The organism is Myxococcus dinghuensis (assembly GCF_024198235.1).
In the GTDB taxonomy this organism is placed as follows: Bacteria; Myxococcota; Myxococcia; order Myxococcales; family Myxococcaceae; genus Myxococcus; species Myxococcus dinghuensis.
On the sequence record NZ_JAKCFB010000054.1, the window covers coordinates 21,944 to 36,238 of the forward strand.

13 protein-coding genes are annotated in these 14,295 nt (G+C 70.8%); 7 read left to right on the forward strand and 6 right to left on the reverse strand.

The window, feature by feature from the left end; translation table 11 throughout:
• Nucleotides 1-279: 279 nt before the first annotated feature.
• From LZ198_RS38480 to LZ198_RS38510, 7 genes are all read left to right on the forward strand, one after another.
• A complete protein-coding gene (locus tag LZ198_RS38480) occupies nt 280-2,118 on the forward strand; it encodes a sensor histidine kinase (RefSeq protein WP_253977139.1) in 1,839 nt (612 codons plus the stop codon).
• A 221-nt stretch (nt 2,119-2,339) separates the two neighbouring features.
• Nucleotides 2,340-3,326, forward strand: a complete 987-nt coding sequence (locus LZ198_RS38485; protein WP_253977140.1) for a hypothetical protein — start codon at nt 2,340-2,342, stop codon at nt 3,324-3,326.
• Nucleotides 3,327-3,800: 474 nt separating this feature from the next.
• Nucleotides 3,801-4,664, forward strand: coding sequence for an MbnP family copper-binding protein (locus tag LZ198_RS38490; protein ID WP_253977141.1), 864 nt, complete (start codon nt 3,801-3,803; stop codon nt 4,662-4,664).
• 16 nt (nt 4,665-4,680) lie between these two features.
• Entirely contained in the window at nt 4,681-5,823 is a 1,143-nt protein-coding gene (locus LZ198_RS38495; protein ID WP_253977142.1) for a methanobactin export MATE transporter MbnM, read from the forward strand.
• 279 nt (nt 5,824-6,102) lie between these two features.
• Entirely contained in the window at nt 6,103-6,699 is a 597-nt protein-coding gene (locus tag LZ198_RS38500) for a hypothetical protein (RefSeq protein WP_253977143.1), read from the forward strand.
• Between the two features lie 51 nt (nt 6,700-6,750).
• Complete coding sequence (locus tag LZ198_RS38505; protein ID WP_253977144.1) at nt 6,751-7,833, forward strand: tetratricopeptide repeat protein; 1,083 nt, start codon at nt 6,751-6,753, stop codon at nt 7,831-7,833.
• A 298-nt stretch (nt 7,834-8,131) separates the two neighbouring features.
• Nucleotides 8,132-8,965 (forward strand): hypothetical protein, encoded by an 834-nt coding sequence (locus LZ198_RS38510; protein ID WP_253977145.1) that lies wholly within the window; start codon nt 8,132-8,134, stop codon nt 8,963-8,965.
• Nucleotides 8,966-9,006: 41 nt separating this feature from the next.
• On the opposite strand, the gene LZ198_RS38515 is transcribed toward LZ198_RS38510, so the two are convergent.
• From LZ198_RS38515 to LZ198_RS43330, 6 genes are all read right to left on the reverse strand, one after another.
• On the reverse strand, nt 9,007-9,357 hold the full coding sequence (locus tag LZ198_RS38515) for a hypothetical protein (protein ID WP_253977146.1): 351 nt from the start codon (nt 9,355-9,357) through the stop codon (nt 9,007-9,009).
• Between the two features lie 165 nt (nt 9,358-9,522).
• Nucleotides 9,523-9,981: a SitI3 family protein gene (locus tag LZ198_RS38520; RefSeq protein ID WP_253977147.1), complete on the reverse strand. Its 459-nt coding sequence runs from the start codon at nt 9,979-9,981 to the stop codon at nt 9,523-9,525.
• Nucleotides 9,982-9,996: 15 nt separating this feature from the next.
• The gene (gene sitA5 / locus LZ198_RS43550) at nt 9,997-11,526 is read right to left on the reverse strand and encodes a SitA5 family polymorphic toxin (RefSeq protein WP_456094080.1); all 1,530 of its coding nucleotides are present in this window, start codon (nt 11,524-11,526) and stop codon (nt 9,997-9,999) included.
• A gap of 102 nt (nt 11,527-11,628) precedes the next feature.
• The gene (locus tag LZ198_RS38530; RefSeq protein WP_253977149.1) at nt 11,629-12,189 is read right to left on the reverse strand and encodes a response regulator transcription factor; all 561 of its coding nucleotides are present in this window, start codon (nt 12,187-12,189) and stop codon (nt 11,629-11,631) included.
• Nucleotides 12,190-12,244: 55 nt separating this feature from the next.
• Complete coding sequence (locus tag LZ198_RS38535; RefSeq protein WP_253977167.1) at nt 12,245-13,552, reverse strand: ATP-binding protein; 1,308 nt, start codon at nt 13,550-13,552, stop codon at nt 12,245-12,247.
• Nucleotides 13,549-14,295 carry a hypothetical protein gene (locus LZ198_RS43330; protein WP_267145511.1) on the reverse strand — a complete coding sequence of 249 codons (747 nt, stop codon included), beginning with the start codon at nt 14,293-14,295 and terminating at the stop codon, nt 13,549-13,551. Before LZ198_RS43330 ends, LZ198_RS38535 begins: the two co-directional genes overlap by 4 nt.

Genomic DNA, 14,295 nt, shown 5'->3' on the forward strand with positions numbered 1-14,295 from the left:
CACAGGGCCGCGGGGTGCGTCGTGCTCGCCGCGCAGTGCTTACGGGTGAGCACTGCGGATTTGGCTGTACCCGAGGACGAGTTCGCGACACCTCGGACATGGCACTCTCCACCAGCTCGCGTTTCCGTGCCCCGGTCGGTGCACAGGACTGGTGGGGCGCAGTTCGCCGGGGGGAAGTCGATGGTGAGCCTGTCGTCTTTGCCAGGGGCTTCCCTGGCACGGTCGCTCCATGCCGCAAATCCCGCGCCGTGCATCCGCTTCGAGCCCCTGCGGGGGCCGGTGGGAGACGTATTCGACTTCGAATGGACGTCGCTCAACGCGGCGGCGGAGCACCTCGTCCACGACTGGGATGTGCCCCCGCGTGTGTCCCGCTGGGAGGCGCAGGGCCCCCGGGGGTTGGACCTGGAGGCCTGCGTGCGCACGTGGGCCACGGGCGTACCCCTGTCCGTGCCGCTGCGGCTCTCGCGCGACGGGTTGGAGGCGCGCTTCCAGGCGGTGGGGGTGAAGGAGGGAGAGGGGCTGGCGCTGTGGTTGCTGGAGCCCTCCACGGAGGACGCGCCCGCGCTGCGCGACGCGCTGGAGCGGGAGCGGGAGGCGCGCCGGCGCGCGGAAGGGGCGCTGGAGGGCTCGCGGGACCTGCAGGCCCGCGAGGAGCTGCTGCGGCTGGCCCTGTCCAAGGCGCGCATGGTGGCGTGGGAGTGGACGGAGTCGCGCCGGGCGGTGACCTGGTCGCAGGAGGCGGACGTCTTCTTCGGCCAGCCGCCGGGGGCGCTGGGCGGGTCCTTGCCCAGCTTCCTGACGTGCGTGGTGGTGGAGGACCGCCCCCGGGTGGCGCGCGGCATCGAGCAGGCGCTGGCCGCGGACGGGGCGTACGCGCTGAAGTTCCGGTGTCGACACGCGGACGGCTCCACGCACTGGTACGAGGCGGTGGGGCAGAGCTTCCACGAGGGCGAGCGGCCCCACCGCGTGGTGGGCGTGGTGATGGACTGCACCGAGCGCGAGCTGGCGGAGGCCGCGCTGCGCGAGGCGGAGGAGCGCTACCGGCTGGCCATGCGCGCCACCCACGACGTGCTGTGGGACTGTGAGCTTTCGAGCGGTCGCGTGCGCTGGGAGGCGGGGCAGGAGGAGCTGTTCGGCTACGGCCGCGAGGCGGCGGAGCACGACCTGGACTGGTGGACCGCGCGGCTGCACCCCGACGAGCGCGAGCAGGTGGCGGAGGGGCTGCGCGAGTTCGTCACGTCCTCGCGCGACGCGTGGCAGGCCGAGTACCGCTTCCTGCGGGCGGACGGCTCCTGGGCGCACGTGCTGGACCGGGGCGTGCTGGCGCGGGACGGGGCCGGGCGGCCGGCGCGGATGATTGGCTCGATGATGGACATCACCGAGCGCAAGCGCGCGCTGGAGCGGATGGTGGAGGAGGCGGAGTTCCGCGAGCGCTTCATCGGCATCCTCGGCCACGACCTGCGCAACCCCCTCAACGCGATAACGCTGTCCGCGCGGGCGTTGCGCCGCCGCAGCGCCATCAGCTCCGCCCAGCAGCAGCTGGCCCAGCGCATCGAGGCGAGCGCGGAGCGGATGGGGACGATGATTTCGGACATCCTCGACCTCACCCGGGCCCGGCTGTCCGGGGGCATCCCCCTCCAGGTGGCGCCCGCCAACCTCACCACCGTGTGCCGGCAGGTGGTGGAGGAGCTGTCCGCGGTGCACCCGGACCGCTACATCGCGTTCGACGTGGACGGTCGCGCGGACGGACTGTGGGACGCGGACCGGCTGGCGCAGGTGCTCAGCAACCTGGTGGGCAACGCGCTGGAGCACGGCGCCCAGGACGCGCCCGTGCTGCTGCGCTGCCTGGACTTCGACACGCGCCAGGTGGTGGAGGTGCACAACCCCGGCGCGCCCATCCCCGCGCCCCAGCTGGCCACGCTGTTCGACCCCTTCCGTCAGGCGGGCACCGCCTCCGGCAAGGGCGGGCGCCGGCGCGGCGGCCTGGGGCTGGGGCTGTTCATCGTGCGGGAAATCGTCCACGCCCATGGCGGGAGCGTGGACGTGCGCTCCTCCGAACTCGACGGCACCACCTTCACCGTGACGCTGCCCCGCGACGCCCGCCGCGCGGCCCGGTGAAATGTTTCATGGCCGTCTCGCGGTGTGTCATCGCCGCGAAAGACAGTCCACCGTGAGTCGATACAGCGCGCGAGCGTTTGGCGTCTCACGGTGTCCGTGTTTTCCGCAGGACCCCCTCGGGGAAATCGGACGAAGGGACACCTGTCACAGCGAGCCGCAGGAACTACCCGTTGTCGTGACCGCGGAATTTTCGCGGTTACCCCCAACGCGGAGGCAGTTCCATGCCCCAGTCGCTCGCTGCTCGTTCGCCGTCCCGTCGCTCCTCTCTCTCCTCTGTCCTCTCCCGCCTGGCGCTGCCTGTGCTGCTCTCCGGGGCCATCGGTTGTGGCCCGGCGGACATCGGCGGCGTCGACCCGCACGAGTCGGTGGACACCCATGCGGGAGGTCTCGTGTCGGCCAATGGATTGTCGACGAATGGCCTGAGCACGAACGGGCTGAGCACGAACGGGCTCTCCACCAATGGATTGTCGACGAACGGCTTGAGCACGAATGGGCTCTCCACCAATGGTTTCAAGACATGGTTCGGCACCAACCCGGCGCAGTCGGAGATGGTGATGCGCTACGTGGTCCGCTGCGCGATGGCGGAGGGGCAGTCGCTGACCTTCACGTACGCGGGGACGACGTACACGTGGCAGGGCGCGCTGGGGTTGGCGCCGGGCTGGTCCGGGCTCGGCGGGACGGCGGTGCCGCCGACGTTGGACGAGCAGCAGGCGGTGTCCGCGTGCCTGGCGGCGCACGCGAACAAGTACGGGGTGCACGTGAACATCTCCGTGCTGGGCAAGGACGCCGCGGGCACGGCCATCCCCACCACGGCGGAGGAGCTGGCGACGTACAGCCAGAAGGAGGCGTGCTTCTTCGGGAACATCTTCAACAACCAGGGCCTCTTCGCGGCGAACGACACCAGCTACCTGTCCTATGACCAGAGCACGGTGCGCACCTGCGGCCTCTCCTCGTGGAGCGGCGACGCGGCGTGCGCGCCCACCATCGTCCACGTGGGGGCGTGCCTGGACCACTGCTCGCCGGATTCCAGCAAGCAGTTCTACGCGTATTGCACCTACAACGGCGTGAAGTACACGCGGCCCATCGTGACGCGCATCCGTCCCCAGGACATCTACCGGTGCGGCGACGGCGTCTGCCAGGTGTCGGAGAAGTGCGGCACGGGCACCACGCCGGACAGTTGCGCCGCGGACTGCGGCGCCTGCCAGTAGGCCCGCGCGCGTCAGCCTCCTCCTCGCGGCTCCCCTCGCCGCGCGGCCCGAGCCGGAGCGCGCCCCCGCGCCTTCCTGTCTCCGCATGACCCCCGCGGCTGCTCGCCCAGACTCCGAGCGGTCGTGCGCCTGACGGTGACGTCCGTGGTCCCCCGAGTCCCGTGAGGCCCCTTCCGAGCGCGCAGGTCCCGACCGGGGTGTCGCCCCGCGCCAGCCAGCGGCTCCGAGCCGGAGCGTCCCTCACGCCCGAGGTCCTCTCGCACCACCCGACAGTGGGGTGGGCTGGTCGACGTGTGTCCTCGGTGCGTGGGGCGCGATATGTGCGGGGCGTGGCGGCGTTCACGCGAGGGTCGCCAGGGGCGCGGCGGGGCTTCCCGCCGCGACAACATGCCACACGCGGGAGTCCCCCCGGCGCTGGTACCCCTGGTCCTGTCAGGGTGTACTGCCCGCACCCACCGTGTGGAGGTCGAGCCGATGAACGCCGTCTGGAAGTCCGCGAGCCTGCTGGTCCCTTGTGCCCTGCTCTCCCTGGGCTGCGGTGGGGAGGACGGTGGGGACGAAGTCGCCACGAAGACCTATACGGTCCGCTTCAGCCCCCAGGTGCGGGGGGAGGCGCTCCTCTGCGGGACGAGCTACCCCGACATCGGGACGTCGCGCGGCGTCATCGAGCTGGTGGACTTCAAGATGTTCGTGCGCGACGTGACGCTGATTCGCGCCAACGGCGAGCGCCAGGCGCTGAAGCTGGAGCAGGGGACCCATCAGTTGGAGAGCCTGGCGCTGCTGGACTTCGAGGACGCCACGGGCCTGTGCCGCGGCGGGAACGCGGCGACGCGCCGCGAGGTGGTGGGCACCGCGCCCGCGCACGACGACTACACGCGGCTGGAGTTCAAGCTGGGCGTGCCCCCGGAGGTGAACCACCTGGACGCGGAGCTGGCGGCGCCGCCCTTGAGCAACACGTCGATGTGGTGGACGTGGCAGACGGGCTACAAGTTCCTGAAGCTGGACCTCCGCTCGCAGGAGAACGAGACCTTCTTCTTCCACCTGGGCGCGGTGGGGTGCACGGGGTCGGTGGGGTCGGGCTACTCGTGCACGACGGAGAGCCAGACGACCATCACCCTGACGGACTTCGACCCGGAGCAGAGCCAGGTGGTGCTGGACGTGGCGGGGCTGCTGTCGCAGACGGACGTCAACCGCGTGCCGGACGGGCGCACGGACATGATGCCCGGCTGCATGTCCAGCGCGAGCGACCCGGAGTGCCCGGCGCTCTTCTCGCAGGTGGGGCTCTCCGTGGACGGCAGTCCGCTGACGGTGCCCACGACGTTCTTCCGCGTCCGGTGACGACGAGGTGATGGCGATGCTCCGCGCATGGAAGGCGACGGCCCTCGGGGGCGTGCTGCTGGTGGCCGGCTGTGGGGGTGGGGACGGGGAGGGCACGAAGCCTCCTCCGGCCTATGCGTGGAGCCTGCCTCCGGGGTTCCCGGAGCCCTACGTGCCCGAGGACAACCCCATGTCCGCGGAGAAGGTGGAGCTGGGGCGCCACCTCTTCTACGACAAGCGCCTGTCGGGCAACGGCACCATGGGGTGTGTCTCCTGCCACGAGCAGGCGCGGGCCTTCTCGGACGGGAAGGCCACGCCGCTGGGCTCCACGGGCGACCCCGTCGCGCGCAACGCGCCGGGGCTGGCGAACGTGGCCTACCTGGGCACGTACACCTGGGCCAACCCGCTGCTGGACACGCTGGAGGCGCAGGTGCTGGTGCCGCTGTTCAACGAGCACCCCACGGAGCTGGGCGCGCTCGAGCTGGACGGGGTGCTCCAGCGGCTGCGCGACGACGCGAAGTACCCCGCGCTGTTCCGCGCCGCCTTCCCCGGCGAGGCGGACCCGGTGGGCAAGGCGTCCGTCGTGAAGGCGCTGGCGTCGTTCCAGCGCACGCTCCTGTCCGGGAGCGCGCCCTACGACCGCTACCTCCAGGGCGACAACACGGCGCTCTCCGCCTCGGCGAAGCGGGGCATGGAGCTGTTCTTCGGGGAGCGGGCGGAGTGCTACCACTGTCACAGCGGGCGGCACCTGTCGAACTCGTTCCGGTCGAAGGACTCGACCTTCCCGAACATGCAGTTCTTCAACACGGGCCTGTATGACCTGGACGGGCGCGGCGCGTACCCGCCGGACAACACGGGCCTGTTCGAGTTCACGCAGCTCGCGGTGGACCAGGGGCGCTTCCGCGTCCCGCCGCTGCGCAACGTGGAGCTGACGCCGCCGTACATGCACGACGGCAGCATCGCCACGCTGGAGGCGGTCATCGACCACTACATGGCCGGCGGGCGCAACGTGGTGGAGGGGCCGCTGTCGGGGGACGGGCGCGCCAACCCCAACAAGGACCCGCTGGTGCGGCCGTTCGAGTTGGCGGAGTCGGAGCGCGCGGACCTGGTCGCGTTCCTGAAGAGCCTGACGGACGTGGAGTTCACGCGGGACCCGCGCTTCGCCAACCCCTGGCCGTGAGCCGGGCCCCTGCGGGCTCGTCTCGCGGGGCGAGGGGACGCACCGCCTTCTCGGAAGTTGGCCTCGGACAGCGGCGGTGGAGGGTGCCCGACACGGGCTCGTCTCGCGGGGCGGGGTGAGCGTCCATCAGCGCGCCCCGCCTCGCCGCGCGGGTGGGCCGCGGACGGGCTTTCCCTTATCTCCGGAGTGAACGCGATACCGGCGGGAGGCCTCTCGCGATGGGGAGGAGCCCGCACGGGGGCCTCTTCGGGGGTGTCGCCATGAGCCGGAGCCGTCCGCATGAGCGCGCTGATGACGTGGGGCATGAGGGGGGTGGGGCTCGTCCTGCTCTCCGAGCTGCTGACCTGCGGTGACGTGGGACGGCTGACGGGCCCGACGGTGGAGGAGGCGGCGCTGTGGCCCCGGCCCACGGAGCGGTTGTTGCTCACGTGCTCGAGCGGCGAGGCGGAGGCGCGCTACGAGCGGGGCGTGCGGAACACGCCGGGGGACAGCGTGGTGTCGTTCTCCGCGCGGATGAGCGACTGCGTGGCGGTGCTGGGCTCGGCGGTGAAGTCCGCGACGCTGGGGTCGGGAGGGCCGAGCATGGCGCGCGGCATCTCCTGCGCGGACCTGGCGCGCGCGGGCGTGGGGCGGCAGGTGGTGACGTGGAACACGGCGGAGACCTCGACGTTGTTGATGGGGCGCTCGCGGGTCTCCATCGAGGGGGCGGTGACGGTCGTCACCCAGACGGGCACGGTGCTGTCGGGCAAGTACGAGGGCGCCACCGCCGTGCGCACCGCCACCTTCCCGCGCGGCGACATCGAGGCGGGCTGTCTGTCCGAGCAGGGCCTCACCCGGCTGCGCGGGCAGGTGACCCTGAGCATGACCTATCCCTGACGCGGGACTGTCTGGAAAGGGATTGAGGAGGCGCGGTAGGTTCCCGCGCGCATGCGAAAATCCTTCGTGCTGTTGGTGTCGGTGTTGGCGTGGACCACGGGGTGTGCCCATTCCTGGGTGCCCTCGCTTCCGGCGGGGCACGGGCAGCTCTCCCGTGCGTTCGGGCATCATCTGGACCCGGAGGCGGAGCCTCGGGAGGCCTTCCAGCCAGTTCCTCCGACGCTGTTCAATCCCAAGGCGGGTGGAGGCGTGACCCAGGAGGCGGCCCGCGCCGGCTTCGAGTCGGCGGTGGCCCTGTTGAAGGGCGCGCCGACGGAGGCCCAGGTGCGGCAGGCGTCGGTGTCGCTCTCGGTCGCTTGTGTCGCGGACGTGTTCGAGGCCTGCGCGTACCTGCGCGCGAACTTCCAGAAGCCGCAGCGTATCGAGGGGCCGCGTCCCGTGGATCCTCCCCGGGAGATGTTCATGACCCGGGAGCCGCAGGTGGCCGTCATCCAGGGGCGCGTCGACACGGATGGCTTCGCGCGCGACCTCCGCGTGCTCGAGTCCCCCGTCACGGGGTATGCGGAGGCGGTCGCGAAGCAGTTGTCTGAGACGCGGTTCCAACCCGCGACGCTCGCGGGCCATCCCATTGCGTACACCTATTCGTTCCACCTCTTCCTGCGGTTCCAGCTCGACGGCATGACGACGGAAAAGGAGCTGGCGCTGGCGCGGAGGCGGGCAGACCAGTTCACGGAGAGCACCGTCGCGTGGACGCATCTGGCGAGGATGCTCGCGGACCAGACGCCGGAGGGGCCGGACTACGTGGAGGCCCTGCGCCGGCTGAACGTGTTGCTGCCGGCGTACTGGTGGTCCGCGGGGGAGCTGGCGTGGCACCACGTGCAGGCGGGGCGTTACGCGGAGGCGGAGCCGCTGGCGCGGACGGCCCGGCAGATGGCGCCGGACAACCCCTATGTGCTGGAGACCACCGCGGCGCTGTGGCGGAACACGGGGCGCTGCGCGGAGGCGCTGGTGGACCAGCAGGCGGCCGTGACGAAGCTCCACGAGGCGTGGCCCCAGGCGGAGCGGGAGCGCTTCCAGCGGACGCTCGCGGATTATCAGCGGGAGTGCGCGGCGGAGGCGAAGTCCGTGCCCTGAGGCGCTCATGTCGTCTGGAGGCCCACGACGCGCGAGGTGACGTGGGCTTCCGCGAGGCGTGATGCGGGACGTCGGCTCGCGCGGGTCGAGGCGGTGGCGCGAGGGCTGCTCTGGAGTTGGGGACGCGAACGGACCTGGCGGGGTGGTGCGTTCGTTCGGGGCGGGCCCATCCGACGGGGGGGCCGTGCCTGCGTGGCGTGTTCGCGCGGGCGGGTGGGGGATGTGACAGCGTCGGAGCTGTTGGGGATGATTCCGGGCGCACCGCGTGTGGTGGTGCGCGCTCCCGAGGTCTCCCGTCATGCACAGCTTCGCTCCACGCGTCCGTTCGTCGGGTGTCCCTTCCACGGTGCAGCGCGAGGCGCGGGGGGCGGGAGACGGTGGCGCGCTGGGGACATTGGCGGAGCGCCTCAACCAGCGTCCGGTGGTGCAGGCGCAGATGCAGCTCCAGCGCGCGTTCGACGGACGGGCCCGGGGGACGGCCGTGCAGCGGGTGGCGGCGCCCGGGCCGGCGGTGACGTGGGGGAGCGGGCCGGTCGTCCAGCGCACGAGTGACAGCGAGGACGAGGTCCCGGACGCGGACCCGTCGCGCTACGCGGAGTTCGACCGCATGGCGCACGAGGAGTTCCTGCGCAATCCCATCTATCAGCAGTGGGTGGCGCAGATCCTGTCGCAAGGGTCGGTCAACATCAGCACCGCGAACACGGACGCGGATGCGCCCCTGGCCTCGTGGAGTCCCCTGGCGCGGCAGGTCCTCATCCAGGAGCGCATCGGTCCTTCGCCCCGCCGCGCGAGCATGATGGCCTTCGAGCTGACCAATGCCTTGCAGACGCCGCGCACGGACGCGCTGAAGGCCCGGGCGATGGCGCACGAGTTCGAGGGACGGTCCGAGGCCAGCGACACGCTGTACGCTCGCGAGGCGGAGCGCTCCGAGTACGACGGCCTGTCCATGCACCACCAGATGATGGCGCACGGCATCCAGCAGCTGGGGTGGCCCGCGGCGCTCGACACCTACGGAGCGAAGCTGCAACCGGGAGGGGTGTGGGACACGTTCGAGAAGTACCTGGCCCAGCAGGAGCGGACCGGTCACACGAACAGGCATCGCTCCAACTACAACTCCTGGGTCTTCGGCTGAGCCGAGCGGAGGCGTGCTCCGCCCGGCGGTGAGTCCGACGGCTAGCAGTTCTGCGTGCATTCCGTCACGGTCGTGCTGGGACGGGTCGTCGCGCTGCTCCCGCAGACGTACTGTTCAATGCACTCCTGCCGGTACCACTGGGTGCCGGCCTTGTACTGCTTGCAGGTCCAGTACTTCCACCGGTACGTGCCGCCGGTGCAGGCCGGGTCCGAGTAGCCGCCCGAGCCCCAGTCGCGACAAGCGTACTGGTACGTGCCCACCTGGCAGACGCGCTGCTCCACATCCCCCACGGCGACTTCCGGCTCCTGCGCCTCCGTCTCGGCGCCACCACAGGCGCTCATGCAGGCCACCACCGCCCCCAGGAACAACGAACGCACGAAGTGCTTCGACATGGTTCGACTCCATCGGTTGTGTGTCTGCCCGCCGGGTACGCCCGTCCTCTCAGGAAAGACGGGGCGTGTCCGTCGGGTGGCGGACTTATCCCAGACATCTCGACGGACGGCGGATTAAGCGCAATTAAGTGCGATTAACGGCCCGGGGGCGACGCAGGTGGTCCGTTACAGATTGGGCAACGGTTGCGTCACGTACGGCATGTGGGCGAGCGCGAGGCGCTCAGGAGTCCAGATACCGGTACTCGAATCGAGTCGGAGGTTCCCTGCTTGCCTGAGCAGCAGCACGTTCTCTCCTCCGAAGAGGAGCACTGCATCACCGGACTCCTGGCGAAGGATGGTCAGCACGCCACGCAGGAGGACCGTGATGGCGGTGTGTCGCTGCTCCGCGTCCACCCAGAACTGGAGGTCCACGGATGGGGAGATGCCCAGTTCCTCCTTCATCAGGGTCTGGCTCTCACGGGCGACGGGGCCCGCGGCGAAAAGGAACCCGGGCCCTGGAATCGCCGCATCGTCCCCGGGCCTGGATGCGTCGGGCTGCTTCAGGCCAAGCGCGTCGCAGGCGACCGCGAGCACCCGCTCGGGCGTCAGCGCAGTGTCGATGCGGAAGTTGTAGTCCAGCGACATGGCGAAGCTCCCGAGCTAGGGCCAGAGCGAGAGGATAGTGCCTTCTCTCGTGACGACCAGCACCTCCTTCAGTCGCGGCATCGGCCAGTCGAGGAACTGTCGACGGAGCGCGGAGAGATCGACTCCGCTGTCCCGGAGATTGAGCACGATTCGATCTGCCTGCATGGATTTCGAAGGCGGGTTGACCTTCGTGTCGTTGATGACGGACCAGATGCTACGAGGATTCGAGGTGCTCGGAGCGTAGTTGTCGAAGATGCGCTCCTCGATGCGGAAATCGGGCCTCCGCGTGGTGCCCGTGACCTGTGGCCGCTGCTCCACCTTGAAACCTGCCTTGGCCAACAGCTCCGCGGATTCATTCTCCCGCGTCAGTGAGCGGACGGTCGCCTGGTCATCATCGGGAGAGATGCGAGGGCGGTGACCACTCGGAGTCGCGGTGGGATCTGGCGGGCTCGATGGGGTGGTAGGGGCTTCCTCAGGGGGCTGTGGAGTGCCCATGCCGCTGTGAGGGTTGCCCCGCCCTGGAGGCTGAGTGGCGGACATCGCGACCGCATCGGGGGCGACTGCAATGATGAGCGCGCCTTCCGCGGAGATGGCAACCGCTCCGACCTGCCCCACGGCTGCCAGGTTGAAGCCACCCTGTTGTGCGGCCATCTGGGAAGCCTGGGCGTAGCCAGGTAACGAGGGGGTCTTGGCGGCCAGCCCCAACGTGCTGCCTATCGCGGCGGTTGTCAGCATGACGAAGGCGCGTGCCGTGTTGACGCCGAGGATCTCGCCGTATCGTTCGCCCGCGGCACTCACCTCACCGAATGTCGTGGCGACCCGGGTCTCGTCCGACAGACGAATCCATCCACGAATGAGGCCCACCACCGCGTCCACGCCCAGCCAGGCGATGAGGCTCGCTGTCAGGACAGCGGCTGCGCCCTTGGAGAGCGGTTCGGGAAGGACCCAAAGCGACAGGTACACGGCCATGGAGATGGCGATGGTCGCCTGCACGGCGACTGGGTCCGCCATGTCCTCGAGCGCTTCGGCGGTCTCGTCCCAGACGGAGTCCAGGGCAATGGAAAGCGCCAGGGTCCGTCGGCCGTCCTCTCCCAACGAGATGTCCGGACCGAGCAGTCGCAGACAATCTCCGGGTGTCCCCTTGCTCTTGCACCACGCTCCATACGCGTTGACCAGCTCGGCTTCAGCGGCGGATGGAGGCGAGTGTCCCTGTCGCCGTGCTGGATTCTCCTCCGCTGTTGTGGATGCGAGCCTCAGTCGTTTGGAAGGGACAGCCCTCGGGTTGTCCCAGGGCGCGTTCGACAGGAGTCGATGAGCGAAGAGGCGTGGCGAGGACGCGGGCCGCACATCCTGCGCCAGCTTCGCCATGGCGTCCTCGAAGTCGTCGTCATCCACCTCCACCGGTTCCATCGGGCGTGGAATGAACGAGAGCGGGGGGCCATGTCCCGTTTCCAGACGTACGACCCTCGTGGCGCCTCCACACCCCATGACCATGCAGGCGAAGATCCACGACAACCCCCAACGCAAGAGACCTGGCACGCGCATCCCCCAGTAGGGTTGTCAGCAAAGACCGGTGCGTAGCGAGCGTCCAGGACGCCGCAGGTCTGCTGAAGCCCATCGTGCCCTGAGTCACCGCGCCCGCGTCACCTATCGCGACGGGGGATACTTCTGGAGCTTTCGCTGGAGCGAGCGTCGGTGGATGCCGAGCTTGCGTGCCGCCTCGGAGATGTTGCCGTTGCAGTCCGCGAGCACGCGGTGGATGTGCTCCCACTCGGCTCGCGCGAGCGATGGCGCCTCGAACGTCTCCGGCGCCGCCAGCGAGGGCTCCCCCGACGCGCGCTCGAAGGCCGCGAGGATGTCGTCCACGTCCGCCGGCTTGGGCAGGTAGTTCACCGCCCCCAACCGGATCGCATCCACCGTCGTCGCGATGCTCCCGTACCCCGTCAGCACGATGGCCCGCGTGGAGGCATCCACCGCCAGCAAATCCCTCACCACCTCCAGGCCACTCTTGCCCGGCATGCGCAGGTCCACCACCGCGTACTCCGGGGACTCGCGCCGCGCGGCGGTCAGGGCCTCCTCGTGGTCCCCCGCCGTCGTCACCTCCCAGCCCCGCTCGCGGAACGCCCGCGCCAGCCGCTCCCGCAACGTCGCGTCGTCGTCCACCAGCAGCAGGCTCGGGTGCTGCCCGCCACTTGCTCCCACGCTCATGGCGCTCCTCTCCCGCGAGCGACACCCCACACCCCATGGCCGGACGCCACGGCCCTCATGATGCCACGCTCCTCGGGGAAGGTGCCCCCGCCGGCAATGCCAGACACGCCGTCGTGCCCTGCCCGGACGCCGAGCTCAGCTCCAGCGACCCCCCCAACTGCTCCGCCAGCGTCCGCGCCAGGAAGAGCCCCAACCCCATGCCCTCGCCCGGCGCCTTGGTCGTGAAGAACGGCTCGCCCGCCCGCGACAACACCTCCGCCGCCATCCCCGCCCCCGAATCCCGCACCTCCAGCCGCGCCCCGCCACCCCGCGCCACCACGCGCAACTCCACCGGCTTCGACGGCGCAGACGCCTGGAGCGCGTTCTTCACCAGCCCCCGCAGCACCCGCGCCAGCGCGCGCGGAGGCCCGTGCACCTCCCACGTCCCCAGCTCCGACGGCAGCTCCACCTTCACCCGCTCCACGCCGGACAGCTCCGCCAGCGAGTCCTCCACCAGCCGCCCCAGCGACATCGCGTGGAAGGCCTCGCCCGTCGTCTGCCCCGCGTCCGCCGACATCTGCACCAGCACGTCCCGGCAGCGGTCCACCTGCTGGCGGATGAGCCGCAGGTCCTCGCGCACCGTCTCCGTCGTGCCCGCCGCCGCCAGCGCCCGCTCCACTTCCTTCGACACCACCGCGATGGTCGACAGCGGCGTGGACAGCTCGTGCGCCGCGCCCGCCGCCAGCGTCGCCAGCGAGGCCACCTTCTCCCGCCGCGCATGCAGCGCCCGCGCCTCCGCCAGCTCCTGCTCACGCGCGCCGAGCGCCCGCGTCACCCGCTGCACGAAGTACACGATGAAGCCCGCCGCCACCGCGAACGCCACCCACATGCCGTTCAGGTGCAGCCGCATCAGCGCCGCGTGGTCCGGCCGCGACAGTCCCGGCACCAGCACCACGTCCTGCGACACGAACAGCGAACCGAACGCCGTGAGCGTGAAGGCCAGCAGGCCCCATATCCAACGCGCCGGCAGCAGCACCGTCCCCAGCGCCACGTTCACCAGGTACAGCGTGGTGAAGGGGTTGTGCGTCCCACCGCTGAGCGCCAGCAGCCCCGTGAGCACCAGCGTGTCCCACAACATCAGCTTGCCGAGGGTGCCTTCCGTCACCCGCCCGCGCGGCAGCCACACGCGCACCGCCAGGTTCGTCAGCGCCTCCAGCCCCAGCAGCGCCCCCAGCACCGGCACCGGCAACGCCAGCTCCAACCCGTACGCCGCCAGCGCGATGACCAGCGCCTGTCCCAGCAGCAGCCCCCAGCGCAGGCGCAGGAGCCACTCGAGGTTGATGCGGGCGCGGGAGTCGGGTTCGGGAGCGGCGGGGAGCGTCATGGCACGGCGGAGGACTGGAGCGAGGCGGAGCGGGCCACGTTGCCCAGCAGGTCGAGGTTGCCCGGAGACCCACCGGGGGCCAGTCCATCCAGCCACAGGTCCCACGCCAGTGTGAAGACGCGCGCGGCCTGGGGCGCGTCCTCGGACAGCTCCAGCCCGTCCAGCGACACGTCCACCGACGAGCGCCCCCGGGCCTTCACGTCGAACGGCGCCGCGCCCCCCGCGCCCGCCACCGTCCCGCTCACGTGCAGGCTCAACCCCACCATGTCCGAGTCCCGCGCCGGGTCCACCAGCCCCACCGCGTCGTCGTCCGCCGGCTCGAAGGTGAGCCGCGCCCGGCAGTAGCGGCCCGGCGCGGGACGCAGCACCCCGAGCGACAGCACCTCGCCGTCCGTGTCCCCCAGGGGGATGATGTGCGGCGTGCCCAGCCGCGTGGCGCTCGACACCGTGTGCGCCCACGCCGTGCCCACCGGGGACAGCGCGTGCCACAGCCGCCGCCAGCCCGTCGCCTCGCACGGCAGCAGCTCCACGCTCCCCAACGTGACGCGCGCCCCGGACAGCGTGGCGGAGGCGCCCTCATCCGTGACCAGGGTGCGCTCGCCGCTGGGCCCCGGCGCGCCGCGCGAGCGCGCGGTGGTGATGCCGAGGCTCAGCGACATCCCCTCGATGCGCTCGCCCCCGCCACAGGCGGCGAGAATGAGGAGGGCGAGGGGCGGCGCGAGGGACTTCACGACGGAGGCCAT

Bases quoted from the DNA above. Each gene is read 5' to 3' on its own strand.
- LZ198_RS38495 (WP_253977142.1), top strand. From the start codon at position 4,681: ATGCTCCGCGCATGGAAGGCGACGGCCCTCGGGGGCGTGCTGCTGGTG.
- LZ198_RS43330 (WP_267145511.1), bottom strand. From the start codon at position 14,295: ATGGCCTCCGTCGTGAAGTCCCTCGCGCCGCCCCTCGCCCTCCTCATT.
- sitA5 (WP_456094080.1), bottom strand. From the start codon at position 11,526: ATGCGCGTGCCAGGTCTCTTGCGTTGGGGGTTGTCGTGGATCTTCGCC.
- LZ198_RS38490 (WP_253977141.1), top strand. From the start codon at position 3,801: ATGAACGCCGTCTGGAAGTCCGCGAGCCTGCTGGTCCCTTGTGCCCTG.
- LZ198_RS38510 (WP_253977145.1), top strand. From the start codon at position 8,132: ATGCACAGCTTCGCTCCACGCGTCCGTTCGTCGGGTGTCCCTTCCACG.
- LZ198_RS38515 (WP_253977146.1), bottom strand. From the start codon at position 9,357: ATGTCGAAGCACTTCGTGCGTTCGTTGTTCCTGGGGGCGGTGGTGGCC.
- LZ198_RS38535 (WP_253977167.1), bottom strand. From the start codon at position 13,552: ATGACGCTCCCCGCCGCTCCCGAACCCGACTCCCGCGCCCGCATCAAC.
- LZ198_RS38530 (WP_253977149.1), bottom strand. From the start codon at position 12,189: ATGAGCGTGGGAGCAAGTGGCGGGCAGCACCCGAGCCTGCTGCTGGTG.
- LZ198_RS38520 (WP_253977147.1), bottom strand. From the start codon at position 9,981: ATGTCGCTGGACTACAACTTCCGCATCGACACTGCGCTGACGCCCGAG.
- LZ198_RS38485 (WP_253977140.1), top strand. From the start codon at position 2,340: ATGCCCCAGTCGCTCGCTGCTCGTTCGCCGTCCCGTCGCTCCTCTCTC.
- LZ198_RS38500 (WP_253977143.1), top strand. From the start codon at position 6,103: ATGAGCGCGCTGATGACGTGGGGCATGAGGGGGGTGGGGCTCGTCCTG.
- LZ198_RS38505 (WP_253977144.1), top strand. From the start codon at position 6,751: ATGCGAAAATCCTTCGTGCTGTTGGTGTCGGTGTTGGCGTGGACCACG.